10 protein-coding genes are annotated in these 17,147 nt (G+C 63.0%); 5 read left to right on the top strand and 5 right to left on the bottom strand.

What is annotated here, in order from left to right:
• Positions 1 to 121: 121 nt before the first annotated feature.
• A complete protein-coding gene (locus HMPREF2944_RS00935; RefSeq protein WP_070679775.1) occupies positions 122 to 1,144 on the bottom strand; it encodes an ABC transporter substrate-binding protein in 1,023 nt (340 codons plus the stop codon).
• Positions 1,145 to 1,301: 157 nt separating this feature from the next.
• On the opposite strand from HMPREF2944_RS00935, the gene HMPREF2944_RS00930 reads away from it, so the two are divergent.
• From HMPREF2944_RS00930 to HMPREF2944_RS00920, 3 genes are all read left to right on the top strand, one after another.
• Positions 1,302 to 2,549 (top strand): FecCD family ABC transporter permease, encoded by a 1,248-nt coding sequence (locus tag HMPREF2944_RS00930; protein WP_070679578.1) that lies wholly within the window; start codon positions 1,302 to 1,304, stop codon positions 2,547 to 2,549.
• 40 nt (positions 2,550 to 2,589) lie between these two features.
• Positions 2,590 to 3,639 carry a FecCD family ABC transporter permease gene (locus tag HMPREF2944_RS00925; RefSeq protein WP_070679576.1) on the top strand — a complete coding sequence of 350 codons (1,050 nt, stop codon included), beginning with the start codon at positions 2,590 to 2,592 and terminating at the stop codon, positions 3,637 to 3,639.
• 232 nt (positions 3,640 to 3,871) lie between these two features.
• Positions 3,872 to 4,555 carry an integrase gene (locus tag HMPREF2944_RS00920; RefSeq protein ID WP_070679572.1) on the top strand — a complete coding sequence of 228 codons (684 nt, stop codon included), beginning with the start codon at positions 3,872 to 3,874 and terminating at the stop codon, positions 4,553 to 4,555.
• A 66-nt stretch (positions 4,556 to 4,621) separates the two neighbouring features.
• Here the strand turns inward: HMPREF2944_RS00920 and HMPREF2944_RS00915 are convergent, their stop codons facing one another.
• The 4 genes from HMPREF2944_RS00915 to HMPREF2944_RS00900 form a co-directional block, all read right to left on the bottom strand.
• Complete coding sequence (locus HMPREF2944_RS00915; protein WP_070679570.1) at positions 4,622 to 5,659, bottom strand: magnesium and cobalt transport protein CorA; 1,038 nt, start codon at positions 5,657 to 5,659, stop codon at positions 4,622 to 4,624.
• A 204-nt stretch (positions 5,660 to 5,863) separates the two neighbouring features.
• Complete coding sequence (locus HMPREF2944_RS00910; RefSeq protein ID WP_070679567.1) at positions 5,864 to 7,156, bottom strand: adenylosuccinate synthase; 1,293 nt, start codon at positions 7,154 to 7,156, stop codon at positions 5,864 to 5,866.
• Positions 7,157 to 7,381: 225 nt separating this feature from the next.
• Positions 7,382 to 7,876: a DUF4870 domain-containing protein gene (locus HMPREF2944_RS00905; RefSeq protein WP_070679564.1), complete on the bottom strand. Its 495-nt coding sequence runs from the start codon at positions 7,874 to 7,876 to the stop codon at positions 7,382 to 7,384.
• A gap of 168 nt (positions 7,877 to 8,044) precedes the next feature.
• Positions 8,045 to 8,755, bottom strand: a complete 711-nt coding sequence (locus HMPREF2944_RS00900; RefSeq protein ID WP_070679561.1) for a hypothetical protein — start codon at positions 8,753 to 8,755, stop codon at positions 8,045 to 8,047.
• Positions 8,756 to 9,149: 394 nt separating this feature from the next.
• Here HMPREF2944_RS00900 and HMPREF2944_RS00895 point away from each other — a divergent pair, with 394 nt between their 5' ends.
• Positions 9,150 to 13,190: a S8 family serine peptidase gene (locus HMPREF2944_RS00895; protein ID WP_246826223.1), complete on the top strand. Its 4,041-nt coding sequence runs from the start codon at positions 9,150 to 9,152 to the stop codon at positions 13,188 to 13,190.
• A 245-nt stretch (positions 13,191 to 13,435) separates the two neighbouring features.
• A partial coding sequence (locus HMPREF2944_RS00890) for a S8 family serine peptidase (RefSeq protein ID WP_070679556.1) occupies positions 13,436 to 17,147 on the top strand: 3,712 nt, incomplete at its 3' end.

Genomic DNA, 17,147 nt, shown 5'->3' with positions numbered 1-17,147 from the left:
AAAACGCTGGTGCAGAGCGTGCAGAAAGCCCCGCCTCCTCACCCTCATGCGCGGGCATGAGAGGTAAGAATGCGGGGCTTCTCGGCGAATCTCTACGAATCTCTACGAGAGGCTAAAACCTTTAGAGTGCCTTCTCGATGGTCTCCAGAACACCAAGCGCGGCAGCCGGGCCAGCGTTCAGGAAGAACATGTCAGAATCCACGCTGTGCGCGTGCTTCTCGGTGACAGCCTTGAGGGTGCTCCACAGTGCCTCACCGGTCAGCTTGGACTCGTCGCCGCCCTGCACACCGTAGAACAGGTAGTCGCCGTCAGCCTGGTCAAGCTGCTCGGAGCTCAAATCGATGGAGGTCTTCTCAACCTGCGCAGCTGCGGGACGTGCCAGGGATGCATCCGCGCAGATGGAGCCCACGAACGAGGACTTCGCGAAGATGCGGGTGCGGTCAGCGGAAGCGTACAGGAAGGAGAAGGTCTTCTCGCTGCCAGCCTTCTGACCGACCGACTTCGCCTTAGTGTTGTACTCCTCCATGAGCTTCTCAGCCTTCTCGGTGGTGCCCAGCGCGGCGGCGATCAGAAGGAAGTCCTGCTTCCAGTTAATGCCGGTACCCTCGGTGACCACGGTCGGCGCGATCTTGGCGAGGGACTCGTACAGCTCGTCCTTCTTGTTGGTGTTGTTGATGAGGATCAGGTCGGGCTTGAGGTTTGCGATGGCCTCAACGTCCGGGTCGGTGCGCTTGCCGACCTTGGCGATCTTGTCGAGCTCTGCTGACTTATCGGAGAACTTGGTCTTCAGGTAGGTGGGGACCAGGTCGGCGTCACCGGCGGTTGCCGCACCGACGGGCACGACGCCCAGGGAGAGCACGCCGTCGAGCTGACCGGTGGAGAGAATCACGACCTTGGAGGGTGCGGATTTGATGATGGTTTCACCGCGGAAGTGCTTGACGGTGCGGGGGAATTCGCCGTCAACGGTGGTGGTGCCCATGCCGGAGGGCAGTGCGGAGGGTGCCACCTTCTTACCGGTCGCAGAAGCAGACGCGGAGGAAGAAGAGCCAGAAGTGTTGGAGGAGCCGCATGCCGCCAGGGCGAGGGCGCCGAAGGAACCGAGTGCGAGTGCGCCGAAGGAGCGGCGGGTGATCTTGTTCGTCATATTTGCCATGCATATTAGGATAGCCTCATCTAAACCTGTAGGATACTAAAGGGCTCAGATTTTATTGCATATCTCACGTTTAGGACTGCCTGAACATCGCAATAATTCACCCTCACTTCCTGTACGGTAACCGCACGACAACCCACAAGCAGCCACGATGACACCACAGAACACCGCAGCCACCCCAGCAAGCGCCCCCGCGCGCACCACGGCCTACCGCGCCGCCCCCAGCAAGGAATCCATCGCGGCGGTTCGGGCGCTCTCCGGCTCCTCCGACCAGCTCGGCGGCAAGAACGGTAAGGGGCCGTCTATCTCGCGCGTCACCATCGCGCTCATCCTCGGATGCCTGCTGCTCGTGTTCCTCTGCGCTCTCTCCTTCGCGGTGGGTTCGCGCATGTTCGCCCTGGATAGGTCCGTCGATGGCTTCCTGAACCCGGACGCGAACACCATCGAGTCCAAGCTCATCTGGGCCAAACGCGCACCGCGCACCGCCGCGGCGCTGCTGGTGGGCGCGGCCCTGGCGGTATCGGGCGTGCTCATGCAGGCGCTGAGCCGCAACCCGCTGGCCGAGCCGGGCCTGCTGGGCGTGAACTCGGGTGCGGCCGCCTCCGTGGTCGTGGGCGTGGGTGTCTTCGGAGTGTCCTCCCCATTCGTGCAGCTGTGGCTGGCCTTGCTGGGTTCCGGCGTGGCCGCAACCCTCGTCTTCATGATGGGCCTGGTCGACTCCAAACCCAACCTGGACTCGACGGCCCGCCTCGTGCTGACCGGCGTGGCGGTCAACGCCTGCCTGGGAACCGTTACCGGCGTCATCACGATGTTTAACTCCAAGGCCTTCGACTCGCACCGTTTCTGGGTGGTCGGCTCCCTGGAGAACCGCACCTTTGAGCAGGTGCTCTCGGCCCTGCCGTTCGTGGCGGTGGGCCTGGTGCTTTCCTTCATGCTGATCGGCCCGCTGCGCGCGCTGGCTCTCGGCGAGGATGCGGCCGCCGGCCTGGGCGTGCCCGTCACCCTGGTGCGCGCCGCGACCATCGTGGCCATCATGGCGCTCTGCGGCGCCTCGACCGCAATCGCCGGCCCCATCGGCTTCGTGGGTCTGGTTGTGCCCCACGTCATCCGCCTGCTGGCCGGCGCCGATATCGGGCGGGTGCTGCCGCTCTCGCTCGTGTACGGCCCGGCGCTCGTGCTCGCCGCCGATATTCTGGGCCGCGTGCTGGTTGTGCCCAGCGAGCTTGAGGTGGGCATCGTGACCGCGTTCATCGGCGCACCCGTGCTCATGCTCCTGGTGATGCATCTGAGCACCGGTTCGAGGGGCGCGAAGAAGAGCCGCATGGGCGCGAAGGCGCAGGCCCACGACGAGGCGGGCCCCGCCCACTCCCCCGAGCACGGCCACAGCCCCGTATTCTAGACTCCCGTTCGGCGCAACGATTTAGCGTGGTGAAAGACGTATGAGCACTGTTTCAATGTCCTCCCGCACTGCGGGCGGGCGCATCCGCATCCCGGGACGCTACCGCACCCCGATTCCCCGCACCCTGCTGGTGGTGGCACTCATTCTGGTGGTGGCCACCGCATCCCTGATCTATGGGAGCTACGAGATGACCCCCGAGCAGGTTTTCCGCCTGATATTTCAGGGCGAGGGAACCGAGATTGAACGTCAGCTGGTGCTCAATCAGCGACTGCCCCGCATGCTCGCGGCCATTGTCGTGGGTGCGGCCCTGGGCCTGTCGGGCGCGATCTTCCAGTCGGTGTCGCGCAATGCTCTGGGTTCGCCGGACATTATCGGTTTCACGGTGGGTTCGGCGACCGGTGCCCTGTCGGTGGTGCTCATCGGCCCGCTGGCCGCAACCGGCGTGGGCATGGGCATGGGCGCCATCCTGGGTGGTTTCGTGACGGCGGCCGTGGTGATGCTATTGGCCGGCCTGGGCGGCGGCGCCACGATGGGTCAGAAGATGGTGCTCATCGGTATCGCGGTGAGCGCGATGCTCAGCTCCGTGAACGACTACCTGATTACGCGCGGCGACCTGGAGAAGGCCGAAGCCGCGAAGACCTGGCAGCACGGTTCGCTCAATGCCATCTCGTGGGGGCAGATGGAGGTGCAGTCCATCATCCTGGTGATTGCGATTCCCCTGATTTTGATGCTGACGCGCCGCCTGCGCACCCTGGAGCTCGGCGACGACCTGGCGGCGGGTTTGGGCCTGCCGGTCAAGAGGAGCGTGAACCTGCTGGTGGCCGCCGCCGTGTTGCTGGTGGCTATTGCGATTTCCGTCGCGGGCCCGATTGGCTTCCTGGCGCTGATTGCCCCGCAGCTGGCGCGCCGCTTCTGGCACACGCCGGGCACGGCCATGTGGCATTCGGCCCTGATGGGTGCGGCAATCCTGGTGCTGGCCGATTTTGTGGCGGCCCGCGCGCTGGCGCCCTTCCAGATTCCGGTGGGCCTGGTGACGGGTGCGATTGGTGGCCTGTATATGCTGTGGTTGCTGAACCGTCAGCGCCACTAGCCTTCGCCGCAAACCACGAACCTGTAACGCGCCGCCGGGTGCCTCTCAGCGAGGTGCCCGGCGGCGCGTTAAATATTTTCTAGATTTACCCGGGGGTAAAACAAAGAACGCTTATCGTGTCAGGGGTCGCCCATAGAGTGTAGGTGTTGGAAGGGACGATCCTTCCGGCCGGGCACACCGCCTCCCGCGGTGTTGCCAGCGGATTGATTCAGCATCTACGGAAGGAACGGTCATGGAAAACACCACTCGCGAGGGCCAGCACGCACAGGCGCAGATTTCTTGCACTGCCGATGAGCAGCTTCGCTGTGATGAGGAGTTCAACTGGCTGATGCAGTGCGGCACCGTGGTGCGTATGGAACGCTTCGACGTGGAGGAGTTCCGCACCGTTCTGGAGCAGCTGGTTGCCGAAGGCTCGTGCTTCCGTACCGCGCCGGTATCTTCCACTATGGGCCGCGTGATGCGTCACCTGACTCAGGGTGCTTCCGGTTACGAGGAGAACCTGCGCGAGCTTCGTGCGGCAGCGCAGAACGCTCTGCTGTTCGTGTTCCCCCTGGAGAAGGACCTGGAGATGTGCCTGCGCTTTGAGCGTGTGCAGGGTACCGGTCTGGCGCTGACCGGCATGGGCGTGAGCCCGGCCAATGGTGACCTGTGGGTCAAGCACTGGGCCATGCGTTCTCTGGAGTGCACCGGCGCGGTATTCGCGGTGGAATCCGCTCCGGGTGCCTGCAATTTTGAGCTGCGCCGCAAGACGTTCTACGCGATGCTTTCGATGGTTGAGCTGTCGACCTTGGGGCTGGCGGCTGAGCCGAAGGACTTCTCCATGTTCGACGACCCGAAGGCTATGTGCACGAAGTTCAAGCGTGAGCGCCGCGATTGCCGCCGCGCGATGCGTGCCCAGTACGACCGCGCAGCGTAAGGCATGTGTGTATGCCCTACGCGGCATACGCGTTTAAAGGCCTAGCCAGTGGCGTTTTGTGGACTGTTAGAGCCACTTATTCTTCTTGAAGAACCAGTAGAGGAGCAGACAGGAGACCAGCATCAGCAGCAGGGCCGCCGGGTAGCCGAACTCCCACTTGAGCTCGGGCATGACCTCAAAGTTCATGCCGTAGACGGAGCCAACAATGGTGGGCACCATGAGCAGCGCCGCGTAGGCGGAGATTTTCTTGGTGTCGTCGTTCTGTTGCTGTCCGAGCAGGGTGTCGTGCACGCGCAGGGCGTTTTCGAGGGAGCTGCGAAGATCCTCAAGGCGTTCTTTTGTTTGGACCACGTGGTCGAGCACATTACGGAACTGGCGGGCAAGTTCCACAACTTCGTCTTCGACTTCGCCTTGGCTTGCACCCGGGTAGGGGGACGGGTCGAGTGTGCCGGTGCGTAGGCCTTCAATGATGCGACCCATCATCGGTTCGAGGGGTCGGCAGGCTCGCTGAAAGTCAATCACCTGGTTGAGTAGCTCATAGATGCGCTGCGCCAGGGGGTTGGCGTCTTGGCGGTCGTGGGTGGAGAACAGGATGTCTTCAATCTCGTCGTTGTCGTTTTCGAGTCCGTCGAGCACGGGGGTGTACCCGTCGACGGTGCTGTCGAGGATGCGGTGTAGCAGGCGGGCCGGTGAGGCGTCCGGGGTGCCGAAGAGCAGGTTGTATTGCTCGCCGATTTTGCGGTCACTACGCTGGGCGTCTTTGACGAGCACGAGGATGTAGCGGGGGCCAACGAAGAGGTGCAGCTCGCTCAGGTGCACTTCCTCTTCCTTATCCAGGTAGACGGCGGGGCGGATGACCGCGAAGAGGGAGTCTCCGTAGCGTTCGAGCTTGGCGCGCTGGTGGCCGCGGGTGGCATCTTCCACGGCGAGTTCGTGCAGGTTGAAGGTGTGCTGCAGTTCGTGTAGTTCGTGCACGCTCGGGTTGGCGTAGGTGAGGACGACCGCGGCGTTCTTGTCCGCGTAGGCGCGGAGGGTTTCTTCCTCGGTGGCACCCAGCTGAGGGCGGTCCGAGCTCGGGTAGATAGCTCCGGTGATATAGGACATCGCTTTTCTCCTCTGAACGCACTAGCACCACTTTTGTGGCCCTTACCCAGCATACGGGATGCACCTCTCCGCAGTCACCCGCAGGCGCCTCCCACCCGCCATGTGATAAGTCTCCGATCACGCTCCTGTCGATAGTATGGGAAAGCCCCCGGAAGACACCTGTAAGGCACCTTCTGGGGGCTTTCGCGTATTGAGCTTTTGAGCTTAGTCCTCGTTGATGAGGTCGCGGACCACAATGGTCTGGTCGCGGTCCGGACCCACACCAATAGCGGAAATACGGCAGCCGGAGAGCTCCTCCAGCTTCAGTACGTACTTGCGGGCGTTCTCGGGCAGCTCGTCCAGGCTCTTCGCATCCGAAATGTTTTCGGTCCAGCCGTCGAAGTACTCGAAAATCGGCTTGGCGTGGTGGAACTCAGTCTGGGTCATCGGCATCTCGTCGTGACGCACGCCGTCCACATCGTAGGCCACGCAGACCGGAATCTTCTCCAGGCCGGTCAGCACATCCAGCTTGGTGATGAACAGGTCGGTGAAACCGTTGATGCGCACGGCCTGGCGTGCCAGCACGGAATCGTACCAGCCGCAGCGGCGGGGGCGGCCAGTGTTCACACCGAACTCGCCGCCGGTGGTGCGCAGGTAGTCGCCCATCTCATCGAACAGCTCGGTCGGGAAGGGGCCGGCACCCACGCGGGTGGTGTACGCCTTCTGAATACCGATCACGCGGGTGATGCGGGTCGGGCCCACACCCGAACCCACGCAGGCGCCGCCGGCGGTCGGGTTCGAGGAGGTCACGAACGGGTAGGTGCCGTGGTCCACGTCCAGGAAGGTGGCCTGGCCGCCCTCCATCAGCAGGGTCTTACCCTCGTCCAGCGCCTTGTTCAGCAGCTGGGTGGTGTCCACGATCATGGGCTTGAGGCGTTCGGCGTAGGACATGAAGTACTCGACGATTTCCTCAACCTCAACGTGGCGGCGGTTGTAGACCTTCACCAGCAGCTGGTTCTTCTGGCGCAGCGCGCCCTCAACCTTCTGGCGCAGGATGGATTCGTCGAGGATGTCCTGCACGCGCACGCCGAGGCGGCCAACCTTGTCCATGTAGGCGGGGCCGATACCGCGGCCGGTGGTGCCGATGGCGCGCTTGCCAAGGAAGCGCTCGGTCACCTTGTCCATGGTCTGGTGGTAGGGTGCGACCAGGTGCGCGTTAGCGGAAATCTTCAGGCGGGAGGTGTCAGCGCCGCGGGCCTCGAGGCCTTCGATCTCTGCGAAGAGAGCCTCGGGGTTCACGACCACGCCGTTACCAATCACGGGGACGGCGTTGTCGCTCAGAATACCGGCGGGCAGCAGCTTCAGCTCAAACTTCTGGCCGTTCACCACCACGGTGTGACCGGCGTTGTTACCGCCGTTGGGCTTGACCACGTAGTCTACGCGGGGGCCGAGCAGGTCGGTAGCCTTGCCCTTACCCTCATCGCCCCACTGGGCGCCCACAATCACGACAGCTGACATTTTGTGCTCCTTGAAAGCTTCGAAGAGACGCACCGGATTTCACGGCGCGGCGGCGTCCCATCATCCGTAGAGTGAATGTGGAGTGAATAGGCACACCTCTTCCCATGATACCGTGCCGCTCCCTTTAAGTCCCGTGTGAACGGTCAACAGGCGTGCCATACCCGGGCACAGTAGCGCCCCCATCCGATATTCGGACGGGGGCGCTACCGGTATAAGCCGTGAAGACTACTTGATGATCTTGATGAAGGTCATCGGGTACTCGTACAGGTCGCAGCGAGCGGCTGCGACAGCGGCCAGCGAGTGGAAGACAACCATCAGGATGGTCACCACCGTGGGTACCACCCACAGGATGAGGCCGAGGATGCCGAAGGTCAGCATAATCGCCAGCCAGGAAGCGGCGCTAATGACCCACAGGGAGAAGTTGAAGTTGAACGCGCGGCGGGCGGATTCCTTCGTGAAGTTGTAGCCGGGCTTGTCCTTGTAGATGAACCACATCACGAGCGGAGCAATCACGCTCAGGGTCGAGAAGGACAGCAGCGAGAGAATGGCCGAGGCCAGGTGGGCCAGAATCGCCATGTTCTTATCGTCCGCCGAGGAGGGGGCGAGATTATAGGAACCCTGCGGGTAATAGTTCTGCTGGTAACCGGCCTGGTAGTTCGGTGCCTGCTGGCCATAGGGAGGCTGCTGGGGTTGGTTGTACTGGTCGGGATACTGCGACATTGTCTTCGTTCTTTCTTTAATCAACGAGTGAATACGGCTGGGGGTGCCCAGTCGGCGCCCTCGGAGCCCTTATGATGCCTCCACCCTATCAGCGCAAGGTAAATAGAGCGTTAACCTCGGTGGGATGGCGGATAAAATTACGGCCTGCCGGGTTTACGGTCTGCGGGGTCAGCCGATGTACACGGGGTAGTACCAGAACGCGGGAGCCTTCTCGACGTTCCAGCGCTGTTCCCTCGCCTCGGAGTATTTCTTGTGCACCTTGCTGATGGCCATAATCAAGAAGACGAACCAGAGAATCACCGGAATACCAGCGGTGCTCATCGCCAGGATAACCCCAAGAAAGGCGAGTGACACGGCCCCCTGATTATCAAAGGGATAGATGAGCAAAGCGTCAATCAGCGGGTTGCAGAAGACTACAACGGCCAAAAAGATCCATGCGCCGCGGGTTATTTCCCAGGTAGTGGGGGCACCGTCGGGATACAGCGCATCCACCTCGCGAATATAGCCGACCGTTCCTTCCGGTAACCGCTGGTTGGTGGCGGCGCCGGGGCCCTCCATGGCGCTCTCGGGGGCGGGGCGGGCGCCCGGAATATCCTGAACGTGCATCCGCTGGAGGGAGGGGTCGGGCGTGCCAAAGATTGGCGTGGGCGTCACCTTGAGGGTGGGGGTGTGAGAGTAGACTCCCGACTCCCACTCCACCGCACTTTTAGCGGCCGGTGACGCGGTGTTCTCCGTGGCTTGCTGCGGGGAGGCTTCGGCCGGGGCCTCGCTGTTCCCCAGGGAGATGTTCATGTAGCTCGGAACGGGCAGGGAGTCATCCCACAGGGGCTGGTAGGGCTCCTGCTCTTTTCGAGGCTGCTGCGAATCGTGCTCGGTCATCGCAATCTCCTTCAACGGTGGTCGTAACTTAATCCTATCCCTGCCGCGCGTTTGCGCAGGTGGAACACTTTTTAGTGCGCGTATATTACGCGGATCCATCGGATCCAGAACGCGAACACCAGAGGCGGGCTCCCCGCCCGACCCCGGCTCCCTTCGACACCGACGGTTCTTCTCTCACCATCCCACACAGACCTGGAAGAACTCTCAATGTCCACAATGTGTCATGAGAGCCTATTTTGTGGCGCAAACAACCGAAAATCCCCTTATCAACCCCTTAAAGGTGTATTGTGGTTCACATCTGAGGGTTCATTCTCAGGTATAACCTGCGGGACTGCCCGCACCATATTCACAAACGCCTCCCAGAAACACCACGGGAGCCAAGCAAAGGAGCACCGTGACCACCACCGACTCCCCCACCCCGCGTGCACCACGTCGGCGCACGCAGACCCGCCGCAGGGTCTACAGCGGCGTCCTCACCCTCAGCATGGCGCTGAGCCCCCTGGCCGCACTCGGCGGCACCGCCCACGCCGCCGAAGACCCCGACGCAATCAAGCAGCAGGTCATCAGCGACAGCATGAAGAACGCCAGCGGCACCGTCACCGCCTTCGTCCGGTTCAAGGGTAAGGGCGCCTTTGAACAGACCCAGCCCGCAGGCGTACGCGCCGGCACCCAGGCACCGGTCAACACCAGCTCGCAGGTGCAGGCCATCGCCTCCCAGGTGCAGAGCCAGGCACAGCAGGTCGGCAACCAGTCCGGCGCGCAGGTCCTCTACACCACCCACAACGCGGTGCGCGGCGTGGCAGTGCGCGGTGACGCCGAGTCCATTAGGGCACTCGCCAGCCGCTCCGATGTGGAGAAAATCTCGCCCATCCTGCCCAAGTACCGTCAGAACGCGGGCGCCGCCATTGACGCGGGCTCCCTCGCCACCTGGACCGGCACCACCAACCCCGCCGGCGCCGGCGGATACACCGGCAAGGGCGTCAAGATCGCCGTCATCGACTCCGGTATCGACTACACCCACACCGACTTCGGCGGTAGCGGCAAGCTCGAGGACTACGAGAAGGCGTCCAAGCTCACCGAGCTACCCAACACCGACTCCGGGCTCATTAACCGCGCCAAGGTTGCCGGCGGCTACGACCTCGTCGGTGACAACTACGACGGCAGCAACACCGCCGTTCCCGACGGCAACCCGCTCGACTGCACCACCGGCGGCCACGGCACCCACGTGGCGGGCACCGCGGCGGGCTACGGCGTGAACTCCGACGGCACGACCTTCACCGGCGACTACAGCAAGCTCACCGCAGAGCAGCTCAAGACCATGAAGATCGGCCCCGGCGTCGCCCCCGATGCTGAAATCTACGCCTTCCGCGTCTTCGGATGCAGCGGCAGCACCAACGTGGTGATCGAGGCACTCGACCGCGCCCTCGACCCCAACGGTGACGGTGACTTCTCAGACCGCGTGAACGTGGTCAACATGTCCCTCGGCGGCGAATTCTCCCCCGTTGACGACCCCGAAGCCTACGCCGTTGACGCGCTCACCCGCGCCGGCGTGCTCTCCGTGATTTCCGCGGGCAACGCCAACGACTACAGCCTGCGCGGCGACACCTACTCCAACTCCGGTCACCCCGCCACCGCAGCCACCGCGATTACCGTGGCCAACGCCTACGGCTCGACCCGCGCCGTGGATGCGGCCGAGCTGACCGATCCGGCCACCGGCACCACCCGCAAGGTGCGCGGCGACTACAGCGTCTCCTACCCCTGGGCTCAGACCGGCAGCAAGGAGTTCACCGGTGAAGTCACCGCGATCTCCGAGAACAACCGCTACGCCTGCAACGCCCTGAGCGCCGCCGAAGCGGCAGCCGTAAAGGACAAGTGGGTGCTCATCGACTGGGCCGAGGCCGACGGTAACCTCGCCTGCGGCTCCAAGGTGCGCTTCGACAACCTGCAGGCCGCAGGTGCCAAGGGCGTGCTGCTCGCCGGTCACGACGAGGAGCCCGGCCTGGGCATCGCGGGCAACGAGACCCTGCCCGGCTTCCGCCTGGCAGCCTCCGCCGCCAAGGACCTGCGCGCGCAGATTACCGCGGCAGAAGCAGCCGGCAAGCCCCTGACCGTGCGCCTCGGCAACGACCTGAAGGCATCTCTGCGCGTGGACACCGACAAGCTGGATCAGCTGAACCCCATGAGTGCCCGCGGCTTCCACGGCAGCTACGGCTACACCAAGCCCGACATTGCGGCGCCCGGTTCGTACATCACCTCCGCGGCGGTCGCGACCGGTAACGGCTCCGTGACCTTCAGCGGCACCTCCATGGCCGCCCCCTACGTGACCGGCTCCGCGGCCCTGGTCATTCAGAGCCACCCGAGCTACACCCCCGCACAGGTCAAGTCGGCCCTCGTCAACACAGCAACCCACGATGTGCGCACCGAATCCGGTGCCGCATACGCGGTGGACCGCGTGGGTGCCGGACGCGTGGACACCCTCGCGGCCGTGCAGTCGAAGTCCCTGGCCTACAACGCCCAGAGCCCGAACACGACCTCGGTGAGCTTCGGCGTGCTCGAGTACGCCCCGGATGCCGGCGTTCAGACCCTCACCCGCGAGGTGACGGTGGAGAACACCGATTCCGCCGCGCACACCTACGCGCTGTCCTACGCCCCCAGCACCAATATTCCCGGAGTGGAATACTCGTTCCCCGAGTCCGTGACGTTGGCACCCGGTGAAACCAAGAACTTCACCTTGAGCGTGCGCATCGACCCGTCCAAGCTGGAGAAGACCCGCGACCCCGCGGCAGACGTCACCCAGAACGCCACCGACTACTACACCGGCGTTGAGACCGTGCCGGCACAGTACCGCCAGTACATCGCTAGCGCCTCCGGCCGACTCGTTCTCGCCGAGGACAACGGCCAGGACCTGCGCGTGCCCATCCATGTGGCACCCAAGCCCGTCAGCACCATGCACGCCGCCGACCGAGCCCTGACCTTCTCTCAGAAGCCCTCTAGCGAAGAGGCTCAGAAGGCAGATACCGGCTGGCAGAAGACCCCCGTCACCCTCAAGGGCACCGAGGTCAACCAGGGCGGCTACCGCTCCCTGCTCGGCGCCTTCGAGTACGGTGCGAGCGTGGACCGCGTGGCCCCCACCTCCCTGTCGCTGAACAGCAACGTCAAGGCGAACCTGCAGTACGTGGGTGCTTCCTCGGACGCTCCCGCGCTGAAGGCCGCCGGCGGTAACGCCGACGACGGTACCCTGCGCTTCGGCATCTCCACCTGGGCCAACTGGGATGTTGTCTCCTACGAGAACACCTTCACCGTAGAGATTGATACCGACGGCAACAACCGCGCCGACTACAAGCTGGTCACCGACCGCGCCAAGGGCCTGGACTTCCCGCTGGTTCGCCTCTACGGCTACAAGAACGGTAGCCTCGTCGAGCTCGCCTACTACCCGCTCAACGGCGCCTGGGGCGATACCGACACCAACATGATGGACACCAACACCCTCGTGATGGGTGCACCCCTCAAGGACCTGGGCCTGACCAGCGCCAACAACCCGGACATCCAGTACCGCGTCAGCGCCACCACCCAGTACGAGTGGGGCAACGTCAGCGAAACCGGCTGGATCAAGTACCGCCCCTTCAGCCCCAAGCTGTGGTTCAGCGGCGACTCCTCCTCCGTGGCAGGCCTCTTCCCGGACGCCCCCGGTAGCTCCCTTGAGGCGCACCGCTCCGCCGACGCCCTCCCCGCGCTCGGCGAGTCCGGCACCCCCGCGAAGGCACTGCTGCTGCACCTGCACAACGGCACCGGCGACCTCTCGGGTGTGAACGGTGCAACCGGCGACCGCGCCGAGGTGCTGAACGTCAAGGAGCAGCAGGACGAGTACATCACCCCGTCCCGCTTCACCGACGTGAAGAGCGGCGACCAGTTCTACACCGAAATTTCGTGGCTGGCTCAGCGTCGCATCACCACCGGCTACCCGGACGGCACCTACCGCCCGCTGGAGTCCGTTGAGCGCGGCGCGATGGCGGCGTTCTTCTACCGAATGGCAGGCTCGCCGCAGTTCACCGCCCCGAGCACGCCCAGCTTCTCGGATGTGCCGACCACCCACCCCTTCTACAAGGAGATTGAGTGGATGAAGGCCCGCGGCATCACGACCGGCTGGTCGGACGGCACGTTCCGCCCGAACGCACCGGTCAACCGCGATGCGATGGCGGCGTTCTTCTACCGCTACGCCGGCTCGCCGCACGTTGATCTGCCCGTGACCAGCCCGTTCAAGGATGTGCCCGCCGATAGCCAGTTCTATCGCGAAATCACCTGGCTGGCCTCAACCGGCATCAGCACCGGTTGGCCCGACGGCACCTACCGCCCGGTGACCCCCATCGCCCGCGATGCGATGGCGGCGTTCATCTACCGCTACAGCGAGAAGGTGGCGAACCTCGCCGGACGCTAGACGGTAGCTAACCGGTAGCAAACGGTTCGGGTCCTCTCCCACCTCCTGCATGGGGTGGGAGGGACACCTGGAACCGGCAGGGTCCGGGGCCTGAAAATCCCGGAACCTCTCAAGTTTTGGTGGCGGTTTCACCGGCGGATGCACTCACTCGTCGTCTGCCGGTGGGGCCGCCTCCGCGTATCACCGATACACAACCACAGAGCACACAGCACTATCGAAAAATAGAAAATCCGAAGGAGGATTCCATGACAACGCCTCATGCGCCACGCCGCAGAATGAAGGCTGTCGGTGCGACCGGTTTGAGTGCGGCCCTCGCCCTTACTCTCGGCGTTCCCGCCACTTTCTCTGCAGCTCACGCTCAGAGCCCCCAGCAGGTCGAAGGAAGCACTGCGAGCGCATCCGGTGACGCTGCCTCGCGTATCAGCCCGGGCCTGCAGAAGGCTGAAGGCCAGGTCACCGTGTATGTTCAGTTCAAGGGCAAGGGCGCGTATGAGCAGACCCAGTCCGCGGCTGTTCTGGCACGTAAGGAGGCGCCGGCGAACCGTCAGGCGCAGGTGCAGGCTATTGCAGCTCAGGTGCAGTCGCAGGCTCAGTCTGTGGCGGCTGCTTCTGGCGCGAAGCTGATGTACACCACGCATAATGCGATGCGTGGTGCGGCGATTACTGGTGATGCTGCGCAGATTCGTGCGTTGGCGGAGCGCCCGGATGTGGAGCGTATTTCGCCGATTATCGCGAAGGAGCGTATGAACTCCGGTAGCGAGATTGATACGAAGACTCTTGCCACGTGGACTCGTGAGAATACGGGGTACACGGGTAAGGGCGTGAAGATTGCGATCGTCGACTCGGGTGTGGACTACACTCACGCCGACTTTGGCGGCCCCGGAACCGTGGACGCCTATCTGAAGGCCAAGGCCATGACGGAGCTTCCGTCCGCTGATTCGGGTCTGATTGATCGTAATAAGTTCATTGGCGGCATTGACCTGGTCGGTGATGACTACAATGCGTCGGTGGCTGAGAAGTCGACTCCGCAGCCGGATAATAACCCGTTGGATTGCCGCCCGGACGGTTTCGGTTCTGGCGGTCACGGCACGCACGTGGCGGGTACTGCCGCCGGTTATGGTGTGACGGCGAACGGTACGACTTACCGTGGCGATTACAAGAACCTGACGGAGGAGCAGCTGAAGGGCATGTCTATTGGCCCCGGTACTGCTCCTGATGCTCAGATTTTGGCGATTCGTGTGTTCGGTTGCTACGGCAATTCGAGTGTTGTGATGAAGGCGCTCGATACCGTGATGGACCCGAATGGTGACGGTGATTTCTCTGACCGCGCCGACATTGTGAACCTCTCGCTCGGTGGCGAGTTCGCTCCGGCTGACGACCCTGAGTCGTACATGATTAATACGATGGCGCGCCAGGGTGTGTTCACTGTGGCTGCTGCCGGTAACGCCAATAACTACAACGGTGTGGGTGACACCTACTCCGATTCGGGTAGCCCGGCGAATGCTGCTGCGGCGCTGTCGGTGGCGAACGCTTACGGTTCGACTCAGCCGATTGACCGTGCCCGCGTGACCACGAAGACTGGTTTGGAGTGGTTGCAGGGTGATTATTCGGTGAACTTCGATTATTCGAAGGCGTCCGCTGATCAGTTGCGCGGCGAGGTTGTTGCCGCACCGAAGCGTAACCGTTACGCTTGCGAGGCCTTCACCGCTGATGAGGCGAAGGCTTTGAAGGGTAAGTGGGTTTACTTCGAGTGGGATCAGGACGACTTGTCGTTCCCGTGCGGTTCGAAGACCCGCTTCGATTACGTGCAGGCCGCCGGTGGCCTGGGCGTGGTGATGGCCGGTAAGGCTGAGCGCTACACGATCGGCATTGGCGGTAATGCGACCATTCCGGGTCTGCGTCTGACTGCTTCTTCGACGAAGGACCTGGAGAAGGCTCTGGCTGCCGGTCCGGTGACCGTTGAGATGAACCTGGACTACAAGGCTTCGGGCCGCGGTCCTCACTCGCACGCTTTTGATTTGAATTCCTCGAGCGCTCGCGGTCAGCACGGTTCTGATGGCTTCATTAAGCCTGACCTTGCGGCACCGGGTACTGAGATTGTGTCTGCCGCTGTGGGTACGGGTAATAAGGGTGTTTCCTTCACCGGTACCTCCATGGCAACCCCGCACGTGACCGGTATCGCCGCCCTCGTGATGCAGGCGCATCAGGATTACAACCCGCAGATGATTAAGGCTGCGCTGATGAACGGCGCGTCCACCCCGATCAAGAATGAGCAGGGTGCGCAGTACGCGGTGGATCGTGTGGGTACGGGCATGGTGAATGCTCGCGCTGCCGTGGACGCGAAGGTCATTGCGTACGATGCGAAGACCCCCGAGCGTGTTTCGACCGCGTTTGGTGTGCTGGAGTACACCCCCGATTCGGGTATTCAGACTGTTCAGCGTGAAATCGTTCTGGACAACACCGATTCGCAGGCTCACACCTACACTCTGAGCTACGAGGCAAGCACGACCATCCCGGGTGTGGAGTACTCCTACCCGCAGCAGGTGAGCGTGGGTGCCGGTGAGCGTAAGAACGTGACCGTGACCGTGCGCATCGACCCCTCCAAGCTTGAGAAGACCATGGACCCGGCGATGAGCGCCGACCAGGTTGCCCAGGACTGGACGACCGGTAAGACTCTGATTGCCGGTAAGCGCCAGTACATTGCGAGCGCTTCTGGTCGCCTGATTTTCTCTGAGAATGGCCGCGAGGCGATCCGCCAGTCGATTCACGTGGCACCGAAGCCTGTCTCGAAGATGCGTGTTGATGCGTCCCGTATTGATTACAAGGGCATTGCCGATAAGGAGTCCACGGTGACTCTGCGCGGTACGACCCTGAACCAGGGCGGTTACCGTTCGCTGCTGGGTGCGTTTGAGCTGGGTGCGGTCAGTGACCGTATTCCGACCGGTCAGCTGAAGCTGCCGTCGAACCAGGCTGTTGACCTGCAGTATGTGGGTGCTGCCTCGGACGCTCCGGCGTTGAAGGCAGCCGGTAAGAACCCGAACGATGGTTCTCTGTTCTTCGGCATTTCGACCTGGGGCACCTGGGACAGCATGCACTGGGGCCGTCAGGTACAGGTGCAGATTGATACCACCGGCGATTCGAAAGCCGACTACACGCTCGAGGTGACCCGCGAGAAGGGCCTGGACTACCCGCTGGTGAAGGTCTGGTCTATCTCCGGTAAAGCATCCACCGTGGTGGCGCGCTACCCGCTGAACAGCGCCTGGGGTGACACCGACACCAACACCATGGACACCAACACCATGATTCTGGGTGTGCCGCTGAAGGACCTGGGCCTGACCGCTGAGAAGGCTCAGAGCATCAAGTACACGGTGCAGACCGACACCTGGTACAACGAGGGTAACTCCTACGTCGATGCGACGGATGCGATCACCTTCTCCCCGTTCAACCCCGGTGTGTGGTTCACCGGTGAGGAGTCGGGCGTGCCCGGCCTGTTCGTGGATCGTGACGGCGGTCAGCTGACCGTTCACCGCAAGAACAACAACAAGGAGCGTCAGGCTCTGTTCCTGCACATGCACAACGCGACCGGTGACCTGAGCGGCCGTAAGACCGCTAACGGTGTTGCCGCTGGCGACCGTGCACAGGTCGTGAAGGTGGCTCGCACCATCCACGATGCACGCTTCACCGACGTTCCGGCGGATAACCAGTTCTACCGCGAAATCACCTGGATTGCCTCGCACCAGATTGACCGCGGCTACCCGGACGGCACCTTCCGTCCGCTGAACAACATGGACCGTGCCACCATGGCCGCGTACTTCTACCGCATGAGCGGCTCGCCGCAGTTCACCGCCCCGAGTACGCCCAGCTTCAAGGACGTTCCGCTCAACCACCCCTACTACAAGGAGATTGAGTGGATGAAGGCCCAGGGCATCACGACCGGCTGGTCGGACGGCACGTTCC

Source organism: Rothia sp. HMSC072E10 (assembly GCF_001813965.1).
Lineage (GTDB): Bacteria > Actinomycetota > Actinomycetes > Actinomycetales > Micrococcaceae > Rothia > Rothia mucilaginosa_A.
Note: the sequence above shows the minus strand (reverse complement) of the source record. Positions and strands in the feature narration are given on the sequence as shown.